The organism is Desulfosediminicola sp. (assembly GCF_048381775.1).
Lineage (GTDB): Bacteria > Desulfobacterota > Desulfobulbia > Desulfobulbales > Desulfocapsaceae > Desulfopila > Desulfopila ganghwensis.
In genome coordinates, this window is sequence record NZ_JBLXGE010000010.1 from 59,445 (window position 1) to 79,417 (window position 19,973).

The 19,973-nt window shown below is 50.4% G+C and carries 19 protein-coding genes; 9 read left to right on the forward strand and 10 right to left on the reverse strand.

Annotated elements, in window-relative coordinates:
• The first annotated feature begins 249 nt into the window (after window positions 1-249).
• Entirely contained in the window at window positions 250-1,851 is a 1,602-nt protein-coding gene (locus ACN5NT_RS16285) for an acyl-CoA dehydrogenase family protein (protein WP_419176124.1), read from the forward strand.
• A gap of 186 nt (window positions 1,852-2,037) precedes the next feature.
• Here the strand turns inward: ACN5NT_RS16285 and ACN5NT_RS16290 are convergent, their stop codons facing one another.
• From ACN5NT_RS16290 to ACN5NT_RS16305, 4 genes are all read right to left on the reverse strand, one after another.
• Entirely contained in the window at window positions 2,038-2,313 is a 276-nt protein-coding gene (locus ACN5NT_RS16290) for a hypothetical protein (protein WP_136798894.1), read from the reverse strand.
• A gap of 130 nt (window positions 2,314-2,443) precedes the next feature.
• A complete protein-coding gene (locus ACN5NT_RS16295) occupies window positions 2,444-3,505 on the reverse strand; it encodes a M28 family peptidase (protein WP_419176125.1) in 1,062 nt (353 codons plus the stop codon).
• A 179-nt stretch (window positions 3,506-3,684) separates the two neighbouring features.
• Window positions 3,685-3,972 carry a DUF1540 domain-containing protein gene (locus ACN5NT_RS16300; RefSeq protein ID WP_136798895.1) on the reverse strand — a complete coding sequence of 96 codons (288 nt, stop codon included), beginning with the start codon at window positions 3,970-3,972 and terminating at the stop codon, window positions 3,685-3,687.
• Window positions 3,973-4,725: 753 nt separating this feature from the next.
• Window positions 4,726-5,307 (reverse strand): transposase, encoded by a 582-nt coding sequence (locus ACN5NT_RS16305; RefSeq protein ID WP_419176126.1) that lies wholly within the window; start codon window positions 5,305-5,307, stop codon window positions 4,726-4,728.
• 130 nt (window positions 5,308-5,437) lie between these two features.
• Between ACN5NT_RS16305 and ACN5NT_RS16310 the strand changes: the two genes are divergently transcribed.
• Window positions 5,438-5,605 carry a hypothetical protein gene (locus ACN5NT_RS16310; protein ID WP_419176127.1) on the forward strand — a complete coding sequence of 56 codons (168 nt, stop codon included), beginning with the start codon at window positions 5,438-5,440 and terminating at the stop codon, window positions 5,603-5,605.
• A gap of 161 nt (window positions 5,606-5,766) precedes the next feature.
• Here the strand turns inward: ACN5NT_RS16310 and ACN5NT_RS16315 are convergent, their stop codons facing one another.
• From ACN5NT_RS16315 to ACN5NT_RS16325, 3 genes are all read right to left on the reverse strand, one after another.
• On the reverse strand, window positions 5,767-7,710 hold the full coding sequence (locus ACN5NT_RS16315; protein ID WP_136799736.1) for a DUF3604 domain-containing protein: 1,944 nt from the start codon (window positions 7,708-7,710) through the stop codon (window positions 5,767-5,769).
• 185 nt (window positions 7,711-7,895) lie between these two features.
• Window positions 7,896-8,183 carry a hypothetical protein gene (locus ACN5NT_RS16320; protein ID WP_419176128.1) on the reverse strand — a complete coding sequence of 96 codons (288 nt, stop codon included), beginning with the start codon at window positions 8,181-8,183 and terminating at the stop codon, window positions 7,896-7,898.
• A gap of 63 nt (window positions 8,184-8,246) precedes the next feature.
• Window positions 8,247-8,897 (reverse strand): MBL fold metallo-hydrolase, encoded by a 651-nt coding sequence (locus ACN5NT_RS16325; protein ID WP_136799738.1) that lies wholly within the window; start codon window positions 8,895-8,897, stop codon window positions 8,247-8,249.
• Between the two features lie 748 nt (window positions 8,898-9,645).
• On the opposite strand from ACN5NT_RS16325, the gene ACN5NT_RS16330 reads away from it, so the two are divergent.
• From ACN5NT_RS16330 to ACN5NT_RS16350, 5 genes are all read left to right on the forward strand, one after another.
• Window positions 9,646-11,718 carry a multicopper oxidase family protein gene (locus tag ACN5NT_RS16330; protein ID WP_419176129.1) on the forward strand — a complete coding sequence of 691 codons (2,073 nt, stop codon included), beginning with the start codon at window positions 9,646-9,648 and terminating at the stop codon, window positions 11,716-11,718.
• Window positions 11,719-11,904: 186 nt separating this feature from the next.
• Window positions 11,905-12,048: a hypothetical protein gene (locus ACN5NT_RS16335; RefSeq protein ID WP_419176130.1), complete on the forward strand. Its 144-nt coding sequence runs from the start codon at window positions 11,905-11,907 to the stop codon at window positions 12,046-12,048.
• A gap of 775 nt (window positions 12,049-12,823) precedes the next feature.
• On the forward strand, window positions 12,824-13,516 hold the full coding sequence (locus tag ACN5NT_RS16340) for a DUF554 domain-containing protein (protein ID WP_136799740.1): 693 nt from the start codon (window positions 12,824-12,826) through the stop codon (window positions 13,514-13,516).
• 343 nt (window positions 13,517-13,859) lie between these two features.
• Window positions 13,860-14,906 carry an endonuclease/exonuclease/phosphatase family protein gene (locus ACN5NT_RS16345; protein WP_136799741.1) on the forward strand — a complete coding sequence of 349 codons (1,047 nt, stop codon included), beginning with the start codon at window positions 13,860-13,862 and terminating at the stop codon, window positions 14,904-14,906.
• A complete protein-coding gene (locus ACN5NT_RS16350; protein WP_136799742.1) occupies window positions 14,903-15,265 on the forward strand; it encodes a DUF5329 family protein in 363 nt (120 codons plus the stop codon). Before ACN5NT_RS16345 ends, ACN5NT_RS16350 begins: the two co-directional genes overlap by 4 nt.
• A 186-nt stretch (window positions 15,266-15,451) precedes the next feature.
• Here the strand turns inward: ACN5NT_RS16350 and ACN5NT_RS16355 are convergent, their stop codons facing one another.
• Window positions 15,452-16,522 carry a response regulator gene (locus tag ACN5NT_RS16355; RefSeq protein ID WP_136799743.1) on the reverse strand — a complete coding sequence of 357 codons (1,071 nt, stop codon included), beginning with the start codon at window positions 16,520-16,522 and terminating at the stop codon, window positions 15,452-15,454.
• A 169-nt stretch (window positions 16,523-16,691) separates the two neighbouring features.
• Here ACN5NT_RS16355 and ACN5NT_RS16360 point away from each other — a divergent pair, with 169 nt between their 5' ends.
• Entirely contained in the window at window positions 16,692-17,045 is a 354-nt protein-coding gene (locus ACN5NT_RS16360; RefSeq protein ID WP_419176131.1) for a hypothetical protein, read from the forward strand.
• Here the strand turns inward: ACN5NT_RS16360 and ACN5NT_RS16365 are convergent.
• Window positions 17,029-17,250, reverse strand: coding sequence for a DUF2817 domain-containing protein (locus tag ACN5NT_RS16365; RefSeq protein WP_419176132.1), 222 nt, complete (start codon window positions 17,248-17,250; stop codon window positions 17,029-17,031). The two genes, ACN5NT_RS16360 and ACN5NT_RS16365, sit on opposite strands and share 17 nt — an antisense overlap.
• A gap of 436 nt (window positions 17,251-17,686) precedes the next feature.
• Between ACN5NT_RS16365 and ACN5NT_RS16370 the strand changes: the two genes are divergently transcribed.
• Window positions 17,687-18,877 carry a patatin-like phospholipase family protein gene (locus tag ACN5NT_RS16370; protein WP_217907704.1) on the forward strand — a complete coding sequence of 397 codons (1,191 nt, stop codon included), beginning with the start codon at window positions 17,687-17,689 and terminating at the stop codon, window positions 18,875-18,877.
• An 84-nt stretch (window positions 18,878-18,961) separates the two neighbouring features.
• On the opposite strand, the gene ACN5NT_RS16375 is transcribed toward ACN5NT_RS16370, so the two are convergent.
• The gene (locus ACN5NT_RS16375) at window positions 18,962-19,312 is read right to left on the reverse strand and encodes a RidA family protein (RefSeq protein WP_136799757.1); all 351 of its coding nucleotides are present in this window, start codon (window positions 19,310-19,312) and stop codon (window positions 18,962-18,964) included.
• Between the last annotated feature and the right edge of the window lie 661 nt (window positions 19,313-19,973).

Genomic DNA, 19,973 nt, shown 5'->3' on the forward strand with positions numbered 1-19,973 from the left:
ATATAGTACTTTAAGGCCAGCAGATGTGGGTTCTGAGCGAGCGTTTCTTCTTTCGAAGGCCATATAATACAATGCATACCATGGTATACTTATCTGCAGGAGGCAACACCAGGTTTAGCTTTTGAGCACTGTTGCAAATGGCTCCCGGACTATTGTCGCCTGAAGCATCGGGAATAGCATGAGGACACCCTGAAAAAGAGATTTTTCCAGGTGGCCATAAAAAGACAGCAACCCTGACGGAGGATAGACATGTCCTTTCCCAACAGAGACAATCCGTACAACTTCGATGCATTCATCGGCTGGCGAAATAACGTCGACTACTACGCGGATGACCCGTTTTTGCAAAAACTGGTGCGACACTTTGCAGGTGACGACTGGCCAAACGTTGATACGGCAGCCCGAAAACTCTCACGCCAAGCCTCCTTTCGCTGGCGCGATCTTGCCGATCGTGCGGCAAGGCCGGAAAACAGCCCTTATCTGCTGCAGTATGACGGTCACAATCATCGTATCGACCGGATTGTCCGGCCGCTGGAAACGGTTCTCATGGAAGAGGAGGTTTTCGCTGAGGCTTTGTTTTCCCGGAAGACCTCGCCTTGGGAGCGGTTGGTCAAGATGTTTCTGATCTATCAGAACGGTGAGGCCTGTATTGCTTGTCCGCTTACCTGCACGGAAGGGCTGGTGGCAATTCTGGAGGCATTTGCCGACACGGACGAGACAAAGCAGATCCTTGCCCACTGTCGGGAAGGGATAGACGGCGATTTCGCTATCGGGGCCCAGTATCTTTCCGAGATACAGGGCGGATCTGATGTCCCCGCCAACCTGCTGGAGGCCGTTCAGGAAGGAACCACCTGGAGGCTGTACGGCACCAAGTTCTTTTGTTCCGCAACCCATGCCGACTATGCCCTGGTAACCGCCAAGCCCCGCGGTTCCCAGAGCATCGCCACGTTCGTCGTACCTGCCTGGCTGCCGGGCAACAAAGCACGGGAGATTCGCAACGGGCATACCATCGATCGCCTTAAATGGAAGATGGGTACCACTGAATTGACCACCGGAGAAATGACCTTCAGGGGTGCAGTTGCTTATCCGATAGGCCCACTCGATCGCGGAATGGCCCATGTTGTCGGCATTGTCCTGACCTATTCCCGTCTGACAGTAGGTCTGTCCGCAGCCGCAAGCATGACGAGGGCAGCCAGGGAAGCTCTGAGATATGCTGAATTCCGAAGCGCCTTCGGCCGCCCCATACACCAGTTTCCAATGGTGGCCGGCCAACTTGCCGACCTGGAGCACAGTGCCAAAAGATCGACTGCCGGAGCGTTCAAGCTCTATAGTCAATTCCTGCAGCTCGACGGCAAAAACAAGCTGAGTATTAATCCGGAGGAACGCCCCCCGGTTCAGCAACAGCGGTTCAATGCCCGCGAACTGGTAATGCTACAGAAAATAACGGCCTCCAGGGATGCAGTGGATCAGCTGCGGTTGGCCATGTCGATCTTCGGAGGGCATGGCGTAATGGAAGACTTCTCCTCTCTGCCCAGGTTATATCGGGATGGGGTGGTGAATGAGCTCTGGGAGGGACCGCGAAATGTCCTGCTGGATCAAATTCACCGCGATCTGCACAGGGCGAAACCGTGGTATGAGCCGGCGGAGTTTGTCCACAACCTCCTTGCCGGAGCGGACACTGCGCTTGTGACGGATCTGGCTGCGGAGGTTGAGAAAATTGCCACCCTTCCCAGCCTTACGGAAGAGAACCCTGCGATGCGTACGGCCTGCAGGGAGTGGGATAACCTTTGCCATCGCCTGTTTCATGCGTATCAGGACCTGGCGCTTGCGGAAGTGAATCAGGTTGAGTTTTGAAATACACGCTCAGCCAATACAATAAAAGGGGAGGTCACCTGATGCGACCTCCCCCTTGCCTGTCATCCAATGATGCCCACAACTGATTGATTGGCTTGGTTTGCCCGCCAATCGCGATAGATTATCCTCGCACTTTGCCCGGCGCCTCGTGAGCTGCCGGTAAGAGCCGTTCGTGGGAAATGCGTGTTACAGAACCTTCGAGGTTGCGCATTTGTGGTAAAGCTTCAGGTTTTCCTTCAGCTGACCGATCTGCACTCCGACCGGGATACACTTCTCGTTCCCGATACACTCCTCAGCCTCGAACTTCTCAATAAAGGTTTTCAAGTGATGACCACTTTCCTGCATATCTACAGCCCAGCAGTGGTTTGTGTCATCATATTCGACCTTATAATCGATTCCGCACTTCCCGGCTTCGGGTATAACCTGCTCTATTTTTCTACAGATATCTTCTTTTGATGCCATGACGTACCTGCTCCTTTTACATTACAAAGCGGGAACCGCCTTGTTACTATACTGTAGGCATACATGTATCGGAATCAAGATATGATAGGGGAGATACAGCAGAGGAAAAGCACCGTTTTCGGATGGAAACTCACCTAACGCCATTCTCGATTCTTTTCATATTTTCCTGGTTTGTAGAGGCCAGTTCCTGAATGGTGGCTGCGAGACCACTAACCACACGGGCCAGACGTTCATAGTCGAGCTTCTCCGGGGTGTCATAAGGGGTGTGGTAGGCCGCATAACGATAAAATGCGGTATCCGTTACCATGATGGCCGGATAGCCCTCTGCCCAAAAAGACTGGTGATCAGACCAGCTCGCCCCCCTGATACAAACGGGGGCGGCAAGCCCCTCTGAGGGGAAATGGCCATGGCGGCGAAAGGCGCTGATGGCTCTTCGAACCAGTCGGCGCGACTTGATATTACTGACAAAGGCTATGAAGTTGGCCTGATCGGGATAGAAATAACTTAAGGGAAAAGGATAGAATTGGCTCTCCCGTTCATCGCTATAGTAGCCCATGGTCTCCAGGGACAGCATGGCCGTGATCTTCTCCTGTCGCATTCGCGCCTGCATGGCATAGACCCGGCTGCCCATGGACTTAGTGGCAAAGAAAGGGGCCTCCTCGTTGGCAAAGGCCACCAGGCGGATGGTGCGTTGCGGCTCACAGTCCGCCAAAAGGCGGGCCAGTTCCAATAAGACGGCGAGGCCAGATGCATTATCATTGGCACCGGGGCAGTCGGGCACGGTATCATAATGGGCTCCCACCACCACAATCTCCGAGGCCAGCTTCCGGCCAGGGATCCCGATTTCCAGATTGACAACCATCCCCTTGACGCTTGGTACCTCCTGAGCCTCGACCTGATAGCCCAGGGCGGCGAGTTCATCGTGGATATAGCGAACCGAATCAGCCATGGAGCCGGTCGTCCAGATATTACGCGGGCCGATGTCCTGGGCCAGAGCCCGGACATGACCGGCCAGTCTCGCGGTGCTGTGGCTCTCGGCAGCACTTAATTTCTGCAGGGGACCGGTATAAGAAGAGCCCGGCATCCGTATAAGGGCAAGGAAACTGCTCATAATTCCTACCATCAGAAGCAGAAGACAACCCAGTGTTGCCAGCCATTGCAGTATCCCCTGAGGCGCAAACCTCAATCTCACCTCTGACTCCTCCCCATTTTTTCAGATGGCCTGCATCCTCAATCGCCCTGCATCCCACCAGGATTGTCCATCTCCTTGAAGGTGGCCAGGAGCCTATCGGGCAAAGCTCTTTTTGCTCGACCCGTCGATATCAATTTAAAATTACAGAGGTTTCTGTCTTGAGGGGTGTAATGCGTTTGCTATTTATTCCTGAATGTCAGACAGTCGGGTTCTCCGTTGCGCATGCCGACATTAATATTGGGTGCTACGCACTCGTATTCCTCGTTGAAATTGCAATCAGAGGTCTTGCAAGCTCCGACACCGGCGGTTGAATCTTTGACACCGCCGTGGGTTGAAGATTGGAAAAATGTATCGCAAATTGGTTGATCGGGATTACCACCGATAGTGATTGCCATGGCATGACAGGCCTTGCTGGTGTTGTAAGCGCAGCCGGAAACAGTGCAATCCATTACTTTTGGCATTTTCATGGTCGTTGTCCTCCTGAAGCACCCCTCTTACAGAAACCTCATGTTGGTTGCATCTGGAGAAAGCCATTCTATTCCGTCTCTTCATGGCCTTTCAGAGGTAGATGAAAACTCAGGTGATGGGTCTCCTTATAGTCATTGAATATTGCCGCAGGTGTTGCTAACTTTTGAACTCACCGTACCTGTCACTCGTTAGCTGATTACCTGAAAGCCTATCGTATGCAGGTGTTTTATTCAAGCGCTCAACCGGTCAATCAGGTTCTGTGATAAAGATCGGGGGCACCCATTAAAAGGCCCCTTGTCAATGGATAATACTCCCCTGTGAGGAAACGAACGTCTTTCCTTTTTAAGGTTTTGTGCTTGCAATAAAACACCTGGCGTGCAGAATACCGATCTTTTTCGCGCCCGTCTTTTCAGAGTAGCGTGTCGGGAAATACTTTCCCGCACCAGTCACCCATCAGGATCGAGGCATAGGTTGAAGGTTACATTACAGAACGGAGAGACCCGCACAACATCTCGCAGTGGAGCAATGTAACCTTCAACCTACGCCCTGTCCGCATACTCGCGGACCCAGAAAATTATCGGTGCCATGTTGTGTCCAATTGTTTGCACAGATCTCGTGGCTTAAACCCAACCCTTTAGTGGCTCACAGCATGGGCGCCAAAGAAACTGATATTCGGCACAGGCGAAACGGATACCAATCAGATCTGGTGGTTGTTCCATCCCCTCTTCAGGTTCCCCGTTCCGGCCGATTTTTCAGGCAAAGAGTTTGTTGCCATCAAACTCAACATTATCCCTCATGATATAGTAGGCAGCGCGTGCCAGTTTATGTGCTAATGCTGCATAGGCGACAGATGCTGTAGCTTTAGACGATTTCCGGTTGTAAATGGTCCTTGCCTGATCGTTATATCTCCGGGCATATTCCGCAGCCTCGGCGAATGCCCAGGAGAGGTACTTGTTACCGTTTTTGCTGTTGCCTTTCCCTTTGCGTTTTTTGTTGCTTAGCCATTTTTTCGGCACCTTTCGACAATAGGACGCATAGTCTCCGACCGTTTTAAACCTAGCGATAGATCCTGTTTCCAGGGAAATGGTTAAGGCCAGAATTTTGCCTACACCTGGGATGGTGAGTAAATTTCTATATTGATCTTCAATTTTCATCCTTTCATGGCAGGTTCTTTCTATCCTGGTTATTTGCCTGCTCAGATAATCGATGCTCTGTTTGGAAACTTCGCCGCTGAGCGCCAAGTCATCATTGTCACAAAGGAGGGGTGCTAGGTGATTCTCTGTTGTCTGTTTGATCTTGTTGCCATTAAGGCTGTGGCCACAGTTTCTTGACAATCTCCCCTGTAGGCTGTTGATTAATGAGGTCCGCAAACTGACCAAATGTCCTCGTTTTCTTAAGAGATCTCGTATAGGTCGCACTTCTTTGGGGTAAATGTATCCTTGTGGGAGGATTCCGAGTTTGGTCATGAAGAATCTGGGGACAGACCACGGATCATTCCGGGTGGTTCTGGAAGTGATGGGCCACGGCCAGTCGTGGTTCTGTCATGGCCATGATCTTGCTGCCGAAAACGGGCACCGTAGCATGCACCAGGGTGCTCAGGTAAAGTGCCACTCCAACCGAAAATATCTTTAAATACCAAGGTAAAATTGGTTTGGCTTATGCATAGCCAGCACTCATCATTACACGAATGATGAGGCCAGCCAGAAACCGGATACGGAACATATGCACTTGCCTGCAATGAGCATTGGGCAATGAGGCCACTTCTGCCATGGTCTCTGTTTCGTTTACCGTTGCTACGGCGTGTACCAGATAGGGCTCGTATATGCCCGCTCCTGATGGGTGAGTTGTGCTTCATCAGGTATCTCAGCGCCAAAGCGGAGTTTATCATAGAGCACCCACCTGGGTGTTGGAATCTCAAGTATTCTTGCGTAATAAAAAGCTTTTTGGGTTGGATCGAACTCGGGGTCGGTCCAAACGGCAGTGAGTTCTGATTCTCCGATGCTATTGCTCCATGTGGCCTTGTCAATGTCGACGGTGTTGCCAATAGCTTCCAGGCAGCGGCCATTTGCATCTATCGAACGATCGTCAGAGACGGCGACATCATAGATGCGTTCATGGGTCTTGCCCTGCTCGTCAAGCCAGCCCTTGATGATCTGGACTCTATCCAGATTCGCACCTATAGGATCACGGAGTGCGACCACCATGAAACTTGGTACTTTGTCTTCAGGCGCAGTTGTCAGATCTCCGCCCATGGGAACGCCCTTTTGGTATCCAATAAAGGCAGGAGCTCGATTTCTGATATCATCTTCAACGAATTCCCATCCGCCAAAAAACCTGACTATGATACGGGGACCAGTTGTGGCATAGGTCTCTTTGCGCTCCATGGCATCAAAAATAGCCTCACGGGTATTCTCTGATGCCCAAACAGCCTGATAGCCGGACGCAGATAGTTCATAACCTTCAATAGCCCCCAGTTCTGATTTGACAAATGGGTGCGCTACTCGTGTTTTTGAAGGTTCAGCACTGGTTGATTTCCCGAAGAAGTTTTCTTCTTCGGCTGTGGATAAGCTTGTGTGGCTGTCTGTCGCCCCGACCATGCCGAACTTGTACGGATTGATGCCCAGTTGTTGCTCCAGTAGGAGGCCGTTTTTCAGAGCCTCTCGGGCATACTCACGCTGCAGCATATCATCTTTTTTGAGATCGGTGAGGTCAAGGTTGCCCTTGTCCAGGGTTTCATAGTCTGCGAACTCATCATCGGGCGAAAGAAACGGATGTGCTTCCCCATCACCCTTGATCTGGGTGACTTCGTAGAGTGGTTCCCATTTGGCCCGCAGAGTGAGGTAATTTTCGTCAACCTTGCCTCCTGCATAGGTTTCCACCAGAGGAAACATCCAGCCGTTAGAAAGATTACCGTTATGGGCCAGTGCAAAGGCCTGGCCTCCGGTCTTGTTTTCGTAGGTCTCCAGCCATTTATAGAGATCAAGAGGGTCCTGGGTGCCCAAGGGAGGTTGCGTCGTAAGAGGAATGACCATTCCTGCCCGGCGGCTATCATCACGTAAAATGACATTGCGATGCAAGTTGTAACCTTTGGGAACTGAAGTCCATTCAAAGCCGATTAAGGTGGTAAAGCGGCCCGGTTCGTAAAAATCATCGGCAGTGCTGATAATTTTGTCCCACAGTTTATTATACACTCCGGAACCGGGGGAGTAGTCGGCAACAAGTTTCTCAGGAATTGTCATCTGGGAGAAATTGGTAATCAGGTCGAAGGCGGCCTTAGCGGCGGCCTCACCTCCTTTTTGGAAGCCCTCAGCCCACTCCCTGCCTTTTGGATCCGCGACGATGTTCGGCGCCCCGTTTTGAATATCCGTGGCAATGCCCATCATGTCGGAGTGGTCAGTGATAGCGATCCAGTCAAGAGGCCGGCTGAGTTTTACCGGTAAGCCGGTAGATGAGGTAATCTCTTCACCCCGTGCGAATCGGTATGCATCCTCATGACCTAGGATGTTGCCGAACAGTCCTGCATCGAGCGATAATCCCGTGTGTAAGTGGGTCTCTCCCCAGTAGACCGTACTTGGGAACGTACGCTGTGCATACGGCGAATAGGTTGCACCTGGGTAAAGTTCCTTAAGAACCTCGGGGTCAGTGCTTCCGATGTCGTATGCCAGGACAGCTAGTGGCAGAGTCAAAACAGCTGTAGCTAACGCAAGTGTCTTGGGCAAAGCAGTTGTGAAATTCATTGTGTATCCTCTCTAATGTTGTCAGGGACTAGCCGCTGCCGATGACGTGCTTGATGGTTCTGAAGTCTTCTCCGAGGTTGCTACTTGCCTTTCAGTCTCAAGAGGTCTGATGCTTCTTCACTGAAGTTGGAACAGACAAGAGTGGGCTCCCCCTATGGTTGTGGAAGTACATCCTCTCTAATCCATCACTCCTTGTGCTCATTTTCACGCTGCCGGGGAGTCACCGAAGGAGGAGGAAAAGGCTGGGAGTTCATCACCTCCACCCGGGTTACGATCTCATCCAGGGTGATGTTCCAGGTCATGCCGTCCACCGCAAAATCAACAGGACCGTCATAATACTGGCGCACCGCCGTAACCACATCGGCAATGGTGTCCGGGTCGTTCTGGAAATGATAGGCCACCGCCCGTTTCGGTTCTGTCATGGCCATGATCTTGCCGAATACAGGTGCTGCAGTATGCACCAGAGTGCTCACGTAAATTGCCTCTGCTGGCTGAAATTTGTATTTGATGACAAAGTACTCGTTGGGCAAAAGCATTCATGGATCGACAGATCCACCCCTCCCGGTGTGCCCGACCCACCACTGGTTGGCGAGGGTGTCGCCGGAAAAAGTCACCTGCATGGCCAATGATCTTGTATCGAGGCCGCCCTTGCTGGTCTCCAGCATCCAGTTGTAGAACTGCAGAATCCCATCCATAGCAGCCTTCATCCCCCAGCTGTCGGGCATGCCGCCGCCACCCGGCCCCCAGCTCACCAGGGGCTGGGACCGTCCATTCTGCATGCCGTAGATCCAGAAGGTGGGCAAGTCACCCATGTGGTCCGCATGCTGGTGGCTGATAAAGATCTTAGTCATATAGTCCAGTGGAATACCAAGCGAATAGAGGGTGGTGAACGAACCGGTCCCCACATCGAAGATAAACTTGTCGCCGTTGCCCAGTTCTATCAGAAATCCTGCGGCGGCCTGTTTGAGGCGCGGCATGGGCATACCGGAGCCAATGGTAATGACGCGCATCTCATCTGGCTTAAGCTCTTCTGTTCCCGGAAAATAGACCTCATGCCGGGGGCATGGCCTGGTCGGCGACCAATCACTCTCAACCGCACCGCCACCTGCTGCCTGGGCGGAGCAGGTACAGAGGACCAAAAACGCTACTGCACTGAAAACAGTTGAGTATAGAGACGATTTTTTCATGGTAGCCCCCTTTGCGGAGAGTAAGCTGCCGGGTTGGCTGTTGAGCCTGTAAGTGCAGGTTGCCTGGCTGATGAATAGGGTACGTATTCAATGATTATATGACCGTTTCCTGCAGGTGAAAAGGGTATGGGTGCGTCAGGAATGGTTTTGCCGCCCGGCAGTATCGGCAAATTGCCAAACGCTATTTCCTGGATGAAGATGATACGACCAGAAAAGGACTGATGAGAAATTGTACTACAAAGAGAATTACAAAAACGTGAGTGTTGTCCAATGACTGTATTGCCTGACTTTGCTTATGTGGCTGGATGTGCGTCGAATTTACAGATTTGCCCCTTGACTCAAAGTACCACTCTGTCATAATTTAACTCACTCCTAAACGTACTTTAGGAGACAGTGTGTTTTCGATGTGGGGATGCTCAAGACAAAGCCACCCTAGCCGTGAGGCTGGGGTGGAAAGCGACGGTTTGCGGTTCCCTGCAGAATATTCCGGGGAGGACCGTTTATGGCATACCCACCCGGGTGGAAGGTCGTTCCTTCAGAGGAGGATAAAGACGCATTCGCGGCTTGAATTTCGTTGCCCTGACCAAAATCCAACAAGCTGAATTGATTCAGTTGTTGAGGAGTGTTTCCAGACCAGCCGACTAGAGATTCACTGGAAAAGGAGGTGCTCCTGAATTGGAGATAACGAATGCGGTTGCTGAAAAAAACATACGTTCACTTATTACCCTTTCGATGAGGAGGTAATACCATGAAAAGTCATACATCGAACTTTAAGATAACCCGACGACAGGTTTTGAAGGCTGGCATGGTCAGTGGTGCGGGAATGATGCTACCGTTGAGGTTTCTGCCACGAAATGCATTCGGTATAGAGTTACTGGCTGGGTTGAGCGATCCAGCTCGCCAGCCCAAATTTGTCGAACTGGCGCCGAACGCACTGGATCCGGGTTTCCTGTTTAAGGATCTCAATCAGGATGGTGGGCCAGCTCAACGTCCGAACTTCAGTCTTCGCGTCAAAGAGGCCGTACAGCAGACCGGGCTCATCAATCCGAGAAATGGCCGTAGGCTGAGCACGAAAATCTGGGGTTATGGCGCGGACACCGTCTCCTGGCCCGGGCAGACCTTTCAGGTAATGAGCACATCAGCTGGTGGTGCGGATGAAACGGTGGTCCGCTGGGAGAATGAGCTTCAAGGCAAGAAACATTTGCTTCCCGTGGACACCAATCTTCACTGGTGCTATTCCCTGCATGGTGCAAGCTCTTCAAATGACGTTGATTACAGACAGTACAGCATCAAAAAGAACGGGGTGCCGATTATCACCCACCTTCACGGCGGCAATACCGACTTTCAGTTCGACGGGAATCCGGAGTTCTTCTACAGCCCCGATGGAACGGTTAAAGGGCCGCAGTGGGATTTCGTGGAGGGTGGATTCACCAACACCTTCCGCTACAACAACGGTGTGCCGGCCGCCAACCTCTGGTATCACGATCATGCCCTGGGCCTCACCCGCTTGAATGTCTATGCGGGGATGGCCGGTTTCTACTTTGTCCGTGATGAGTTCGATACCGGTCAGACGGGCAATCCTCTCGGTCTGCCGGCCTTTCCGTACGAGCTGGCCTATGCTGTCCAGGATCGCATGTTTACCGACCGGGGGGCGCTTTTTTACCCGGCTTTTCCGGGCGATCCGTTCTATGATGATTTCATCACCGGAGAAGGAGCCGAATTGCCGCCAGACCTGTTCCCTGGTGGCGGACCTACAGCGCTGGCCGAGTTCTTTGGCGATCACATGGTGGTCAACGGCAAGATCTGGCCCAAGGAAAACGTCGAGCCGCGAAATTACCGCCTTCGCTTGCTCAACGGTTGTGACAGTCGCTTCATGGTTGTTCAGTTCGTGGCTGTCAACGCCGGAGAAACCAATTTTAACACCGCGGGCGATCCCATCCCGTTCTGGGTTATCGGCAGCGATCAGGGGCTCGGCACTCCGCAACAGACCGACACGCTGGTGTTTGAGCCCGGCGGCCGCTACGATGTAGTCGTTGACTTCTCGCAGGTCCCGTCCGGTAGCCGAGTTATTATGAAAAACCTCGGCGGGGATGCGCCTTTCGGTGGTGCTTTCGGTGACGATCTTGACCTTGAAGACCTGTTCCCTGATCGACAAACCGACCGTATCATGGCGTTTGATGTGGTCATGCCACTGTCCGGTGTAGAGGATACCTTCACCCCTGCCAGTCTTCCTGGATATAATCTCGTGACCACCGGCGGGACAGAGCCAACAACCCGGCGGGTGGCGCTTTTCGAGGGTAAGGACGATTTCGGACGATTGCAGCCCTTGCTGGGTACGGTGGCTGATGGTGATTTAACCGGTACTAATGTTGCGACCGCCTACACCTGGTTCCAGCCGACCACTGAAACCCCGGCCTTAGGCAGCACGGAGATCTGGGAGATCTACAACTTCACGGCGGATGCGCACCCCGTCCATCTGCATCTGGTGAACTTTGATATCCTGGATCGGGAGGATTTCGAATACGATATAACCGGTACCCAGACAATCGCTCAGCACAATGGCAAAACTGGAGAGGCTCCGGAGATTTCCAATATTCGAAATTTTTCAGCCGTATCTGTGGGTTCGGAATACTTCGAGGCTGCGCCGAAAGACATGGTGACCTCTTTGCCAGGCGATCCTGATGGAGACCCCCCAACCGGCCAATTGGTGCGGATTAAAGCGCACTTCAATAAGCCGGGTCGATATGTCTGGCACTGCCACATCCTCTCGCATGAGGACCACGAGATGATGCGCGTGCTGCAAGTAGTAGAAGAAGATTGAGGTGTCTGAGCATATGTAACCCTCATCGGTAACCTTCATCGGAATAGGGTCGCCATCGGCGACCCTATTGGATGAGAAAGAGTTGAGCCGATCCTTGACCCGCTAATCAGATTATTGTCCTGATGTGTTTTCTATACTGCCGATTCTACCCTATTGATTGTGGCCGCGTGGTCCGGTAGAGCCGTCATGAGTCGGGCTGTCATTCCGCATGTATTCTCGGTGGAGCAGATATCGGCTCCCGATACCCACCCACAGCTGCCAACCTGGCGAACTGACACCTTCCTGATGCTGCACTTTTCCCATGCCGACACCTTGCCAGGAGCGGACTGACAGTCTCTTTCCATTCCCTGCCTGGAAACAAAAAATCAGCTACAATAAAAACAAAAAGCCATGACGAAGAAGGGCAAAGACGAGTAAAGATCGGGATCAGGTCTTGAATATTGACTATCCGGTGTAGCTGCTACACAGGTCATTCAATCATGCATCAGGTCAAATTGTTGGGACAGATTAGGTGGTGGGATAAATTTAGGGCATTTCTCATTTGTGTGTATCGGCGTGTGTATTGTGAAATTCCTTGTTATGGAAACTGTTGTGAATTGCCATAAAATAGACATTTAGAATGTTAATTCGGTGGACGCCGTTTCCACCAAGTAAAAAAGCCGGCAACATTGACGATATCAGTCGTTACCTACTTTTTTTCTATTAGAAAGAATCTCATAGAGTGCCTTAATTTTTGGTGGTATTTGGGAAATTAGTGATTTTTATCCGCCCCATTAAACTCAATGCACACACCATGGGCATTAGGGTTTCCCAACGAAATATCGGATTGCCACTCGCCGTGCCCTCATCAGCACCTCCTTATCTGGCCTGGGCTCGACTTCACTCTTGCCCTGTTCTCTATTTCCCTGTTCCCCTGGCTGCTCAAGCCACTCATCTGCAGTCTGAAAAAGCGAGGCCGTTTATCAATTTTGCCAGCCAGAAAATAGAAGAAAACCAAAATATACAATGGTTAAAACAACCTGAACCATGTAGATAGTATTGCTGGAACAAATTGATAGTTTTATATTTTTACATCGCGTAACAGCGGCAAGGAACGGCTCATATCATGCTCGGAACCATCGTCAACAGTCTGGCCATAATCGGCGGCAGTCTTATCGGGCTGCTCTTTAACAAAGGGATTTCAGAAAGGTACAAAGAGATCCTGATGAGTGCCATAGGCCTGTCGGTGGTATTGATCGGCCTGAAAAGTGCACTGGTTACGGATGACCTCATGGTCGTCATCTTCTCCATGATCATCGGTTCGCTGCTTGGAGAGGCACTGGCTATTGAAAATAAACTCGAGGGATTCGGCAAGTTTCTGGAAAAGAAAATGGCCTCCGCATCGGGAGACACCAGCGCCATCGGCCGTGGTTTTGTCACCGCCAGCCTGGTCTTCTGTGTCGGCTCCATGGCGATTGTTGGCTCACTGGAGAGCGGCCTTACCGGCAATCACCAGACCTTAATGGCCAAATCTGTACTGGACGGGGTAACATCCATTATCTTTGCCTCAACCATGGGCATCGGTGTCATTTTCTCCAGCATCGCCGTCTTTGCCTACCAGGGGCTGATCACAATCTCGGCCGGTTTCCTCAAAAGCTATCTGATACCCGAAACCATCGCCCAGATGACCTCGGTGGGCGGGTTGCTTATCGTGTCTATCGGTCTCAATATGCTGAAAATCACCACAATCAAGATTGGTAATATGTTGCCGGCTATTTTTCTGCCACTGCTCTATTTCATGGTGAAGTCGATTATCTGAATCTTCGAAACGTGTCGCGTGAACTTCTCACCAGAAAATCACGCTCATTCCCGCATCGACATGCCCATTTCAGATTCCATGCTTGCCACGCATACGTTGGCGCCGAATCACCGGTGCCATTGATCAGCTACGTCTTTTCAAGCACCTTGGCTCTCCCGCTCGCTAAAAAAATTCCCTGGCCTCTGTTGCTGTTATCTGAGTCAACCGAATCTCCGCAACCATCTGATTTTAAATAGTTACCAGATATTTATTGATCAATTTATTTTCAATAAATCGCCAGTACACTGCTCATTTGCCTGCACCATGCACAAATTATTCTTCATAAGCAGACCTGGAACATGGTATGAAGCAAGGTGATAATTATTCACCCTTATGCTTTCTTCTTAAAGTTATCCTTGCTTTTCCACCTTCGAATCACAATTGTCATACAATGACTCGACACCCTGCAACCCATATCGCCCGATTCATAAAACGATTTATCCCCCAATCATCAGCCCTGCTTCTCATTGCCACAACGCTGGCTCTGCTGAACGGTTGCGCGCCCACGCCTGAAAGTGAGCGGATGGTTTCAGCCAAAGATGAGTCGCCCGTTTCCGTGAGCCCCGGTACCTGCGATCAGATAGCGGGCAAAAACCAGCGTCTGAATCCGGTTTTAAATATCACCGGTCTTACCCCTGAACATATCTCTGTTCTTACCTGGAATATCTATAAAAAGAACAAGAATGGCTGGCGGGAGGATCTGCGCACTTTCGGTGCAGGCAAAGACCTGATCCTGCTGCAGGAGGCCTATCTCGACAACGAGTTTCAAAACAATCTGGATAGTCTTTCGGCAAAAGGCCTGTATTGGAACTTCAACAGTGCCTTCAGCTACAAGGGAGTGGCTTCGGGGGTCATGATCGCCTCATGGATATCACCGGAAGAGAGTTGCGGAGTTCAGGAGATGGAACCGCTGCTCAGGCTGCCCAAAACTGCCCTGATCAGCCTCTATCCTGTCGCCGGTTCAACGAAGACGCTGATGGTTGCCAATATTCACGGGGTGAATTTCACTCTGGGCACCGCCACCTACAAAAAGCAATTTCAAACCCTGAAGCAGTTAATGGATGATCATAACGGCCCGATCATCCTGGCCGGGGATTTCAATAACTGGAGCGACAAACGATCGGCAGTGATTGATGAACTGGCCGGAAGCCTCGGCCTGACCGCACTCTCTTTTGAGGATGATGAGAGAACAACTGTCTTCAATGCCCCTATCGACCATATTCTCTACCGCGGACTTGAAGTTGTCTCTAATGATGTGCATCTGGTGGACTCTTCTGATCACAACCCGATAACCGCTGTTTTTCGCTTGGCAAATCCGCTTCTCAGCCAGTACAGAACCAACCACCCATGAAAGTATTTCTGCTATCCCTTATATTTTTCGCCACCACCACAACAAACCTTGCCGCTTCTGAGAACCGGGCAAATGAAGAAATTGACTACCTGCTGAACTATATCAGCGAGAGCGGCTGCACCTTCATTCGCAACGGCAAGGAGTACCCCTCCACCAAAGCCGCGGAACACCTTCAATACAAATACGGCAAGGTAAAAAACCGTATCCCCGACGCCGATACCTTCATCGCTAAAATCGCTTCAGCCAGTTCCATCACCAGAAAGCAGTATGAAGTCCAATGTGGTGATGAGCGGTTGCCTTCAGGTAAATGGCTCAAGGATGCGCTGGAGTCTTTCAGGTTGGAAAGCCGCCATTCATAAATCAACTAGCCGCGTCCCCCCTGGATATAAAGAATATCGGGACGGCACTCTCCTCACCCACCCGACGCATCTCACTGAGTGGTAAACCGCACATGTGCGTCCGCACCCACCGGCGGAAAAGTTTATTTCATTACCCCGATGTCCTGATGATGGAAACACATAGGGTACGCAACCAGATCAGTTTAACTAAAATATTGAACTGATTCCCTTATTCTGGAACTTGCCCTTAATGCTGATCAGTTCGTCCTTGATCGCAAAAAAGGCATCCACCACATCCGGGTCAAAATGCTTTCCCTTTTTGTCCTGGATAATGGCATAAGATTTTTTCAAAGAAAAAGGATCTTTATATGGCCGACGCACGGTCAAGGCGTCAAATACGTCTGCAATGGCAACAATGCGCCCCACCAATGGGATCTCTCTTCCCTTCAATCCCTTGGGATAGCCGCTGCCCTCCCATTTCTCATGATGGGTTAAGGCTATGATTTCAGCGGTCTTAAAAAATTTGGAGGTAGACGACTTTAAAAGTTTGCCACCGAGAGTCGTATGCTGCTTCATAATCTTCCACTCATCGGCGTCAAGCTTTCCCGGCTTAAGCAAGATACGATCGGGGATACCAATTTTGCCCACATCGTGCATGGGAGCACTGTGAAAAATATTTTCAACCTCCCCATCCGTTAATCCCATTTGCCGGGCCAACGCAGCAGAATAATGGCTCATGCGCTGAATATGTGCGCCGGTATTCTTATCCTTGTACTCGGCTGCCATGGATAGCCTATGAATGGTTTCCAAGGTGGCATTTTTTATTGTCTCGAGGGCTTGCTTCAACTGTTTCGTTCGCTGCTCGACCATATCCTCAAGCAATCGAGACTGGTTGTAGAGAGCCAGATGCGTTTGCACTCTTGCCAGAACAATCGACGGGGAAATCGGTTTCGTGATATAATCCACCCCGCCAGCCTCAAAACCTCGGCGTTCATCTTCCAACTCCCCCATGGAGGTGACAAAAAGGACGGGAATATTGGCTGTGTCATGTTGTGCCTTCAGGTGTCGGCATACGTCATAGCCGTTCAATCCTGGCATTATGACATCCAGCAGTATCAGATCCGGCCTGACCGTGCCGGCAAGTTCAATGGCCGTCTCCCCATCCTCGGCAAAAAACACCTCATACTCAGGGTCCAGAATCTGCCCCAACAACTTCAAATTGACAGGTGTATCATCTACCAGCAGTATTTTGTACCGGTTGCTGTTCAAACTATTCATCCATATCCATCTGTAATTTCAATGCCAGTTTAAATGCTTTCCCCTTTGCTCCGTCACAATCAGGCTCCTTGCTGTTTCTTGATAGCGGTATTGATGCTGGAGGCAACAGTTGCCGCCCGGCTTATAACCAGATTACCTGTTATTCCCTTGAGAGTATGCATTAAATGATATGCATATTCCACATTTTCTGCCTCTAAAAGCCGGCTCAATTCAGCGCCAGTTTTCCACAGTTGCCCGTAAAACTCTTCGACGTAAGTCGGTAACTAAACAGAATTCTATAAATTTCCATTCCGTGTCCAATGTCAATGCCATCGAGAGAAGACAATTCGAATATGGGTTGCGGCCTGCTTATTTTCCATACGCAGGCAACACCATCACCCTTTCCGCGATGAAAATCATACTGGCCGGTAGCCACCGCCTGTTAAAAGGTATCCAATCTCAGACGAAGAGAGTTATAGGCGAGTCTGAGATACCAAAAGTCAGTAGCAAACGAGGCAGACAGGTGATTAAAATGCCTGGCTAATGAGGCCCTCCACACCATGCAGTCCGAATGTATGAGCGAGGGCCTTGCGAGACTGCTTGTAAGCGAATCTGGCGATATCAATACGCAATGACATGTCATTATTGCTGTGAGCCGTAACTGGCAGCCTCATGGTTTCAGCTCCTGCAACTGCGGCAGGTTGGGTAAATCCCTTTTTGCCTGGTGGTAGCTCTGTGAACACGACCACCTGGAATCGTTGAACAGAAAGGTCTGATGGTCAGCGTTTAGCGACACCTCCATTACCGTTGGCATTTTTTCCCCTGATGTCCGTTTTATTCAACTTCCGCCAGAGTCTCCTCAGATTTTTTTATTAGACTTTGTGTGCTCATTGCATCTATCGTGAGTACATAAAGCGTGGTTTCGTGGTTGGTATGAGTTCAACTCTTACCCCGACGTGGGCCCGGTGCATAAACAACAATCAAGGAAAAAACGCCACATAGATGTTCTCGCAAACGGCAATGATCACATGATACCAACCCTGTCCGTGGAAACTACCCGCCGAAATCACAGTCCTGTATTGGGAGTTGACAGCGCCCCAGCCAAACGCAAGAAGCAGAAAGACATTCCCTAGAAAATCAAACCATAACAATTCGATAGATGAATTATTATTTAAAGATCAGATTATGAAAATACAAGGAAACCTCCTGATACTCATTGTAGTGACCATGAGTATTGTTGCCGGTTGTGCTTCAGTAACACCTCACCAACCGTTGCCATCTGATTTCAAAGGACTGGCCCAGATCCCAGGAATACCCCTCAAAGGTAGGTTCTGGGGCGATTTGCCACCGCCCTGGGCTGACAGGTGGCAAACACTCTCCAAGGAAGAACTGGCAGATGACTTCAGCGGCATAATGGGGAGAGAACACAATTATCTGGCAATCTCTGGTGGAGGAGCCGAGGGAGCTTTTGGAGCAGGACTGCTCGTGGGCTGGTCAGCCACCGGTACACGCCCAGAATTCACCATCGTGACCGGTGTGAGTACAGGAGCTCTCACCGCACCTTTTGCATTTCTGGGTCCGGAATACGATGCGCAACTCGAAGAAATTTACACCACCCTGTCAACGAAAGATCTCTTGAGAAGACGTTCAATCCTCTCGATCATATCGGGGGACGCCGCGATGGGGAACGAACCGATTTACGCTCAAATCAAGAAATACATAGATCAAAAAGTCGTAGACGCAATTGCGACAGAGAATACCAAAGGGCGCAAGCTGTTTATCGGAACAACCAATCTGGAGGCGGGAAGGCCGGTTATCTGGAACATTACCGAAATTGCGGCCAGCGGCCATCCACAGGCATCAGAATTGATCCATAAAGTGTTGCTGGCATCTGCGTCAATACCAGCGGCCTTCCCACCCATTTTTATCGAGGTCGAAGCAAACGGGCAGCGCTATGACGAAATTCATGTCGATGGTGGTACAACAACCCAGATATTCCTCTATCCGGTGGGCGTTAAGTGGTCAACAGTGATTGGGAAGCTTGAAATCAAAGGCACCCCCAATCTATATCTGATACGTAATGCCCGCCTGTACCCCCAAATGCAACCCATTGATCCCAAAATCATTCCAATTGCAGGTAGCGCAATTACCTCACTCATCCGCACCCAAGGTATCGGCGACATGTACAGATTATATTATGGCGCGGTGAGGGATGGACTGAATTACAATCTGGCTTTCATACCTGCTGATTTTAATGAGAAACCAAGTGAAATATTTGACCCCAACTATATGCGTCAATTATTCGATCTCGGCTACCAGATGGCAGAATCTGGTGAGCCCTGGCTTCCAACACCGCCAACCCTCAAGGATCTTTGATATGATGATCAAAATCGTTCGGGCCGGGGTAGGACACTATTGCTCAACTCTAACTGCCAGGTAAGATCCTAACCTTTAAAACTGCTATTTTGCAACAGCCGCTACAACGGAGATTTCAACCAGCAACGCGTCTCTTGCCATAGACGCCTCCACACAGGCACGTGCCGGTGCGTGCCCCTCAGGGACCCAGTTATCCCAAACCTCGTTCATCTCGGCAAAATCTTCCATGGATTTTATATAGATGGTGGCAGAGAGGATATGTTTTCTGTCGCTTCCAGCCTGTTCAAGGAGAAAATCAACTTTGGCAAGCATCGTTTCAGTCTGTTCCTTGATACCCATGCTCGCGTCTTCCGCCACCTGACCGCAGAGATAGATTGTACCGTTATGGATAACGATCCTACTCATCCGCTGTTTAGTTTCCATTCGTGTAATTATCATTTTCCTGTTCTCTATTTGTTTGCTGTCGAATGTTTTTATTGTTGAGATGTACATATTCAAAATAACTGGGAGGATCGACTCAGATATGATCCAGGGAGACTCCTGTTCAAGATAAAGTTTTTCCCGTTCAATTCTTTCAGTTCTCTCTTCGCGCAGCCATCTTGTCTGCTCTGTACACCTGGCTAACATCTCAGGTTAGCCAGAGGAACACAAGTTCAAGCTTATGTCTTGCGATATAAGAACATTAACAGTAGTCGTCTGTCGGGCGCACCCTGCAATCTGGCTGTGAAGTTATCAGTCTGATGAGATATACCACCACAGTATCGTTCATTCCCTCTCTTACAGTAAATCATCTCAACAGAAGTGAGTATAGGGTCGTCAAAGTTCGGACTGAATAGAGATGTGCTCTGACGCAATAAAAGCAGATGAGCCAACACGTGAACGAATCTTCAACCAACATTGGCACCGAGGATTGCCGTTCCTATTTGAATTCCAAACGGGCAACACGCCCAGAAAGACACCAGACAAAGACAGGAACGAAAAAAGCCCAAGCAGCAGAGCGGTTGCTAGGGCTTTCTATCTAAATGGATCCGGGACAGAAACAGAACCGGGAACACACGGCATTTCTCACCGTTACCCTACCAATTTCGCTCTGTAG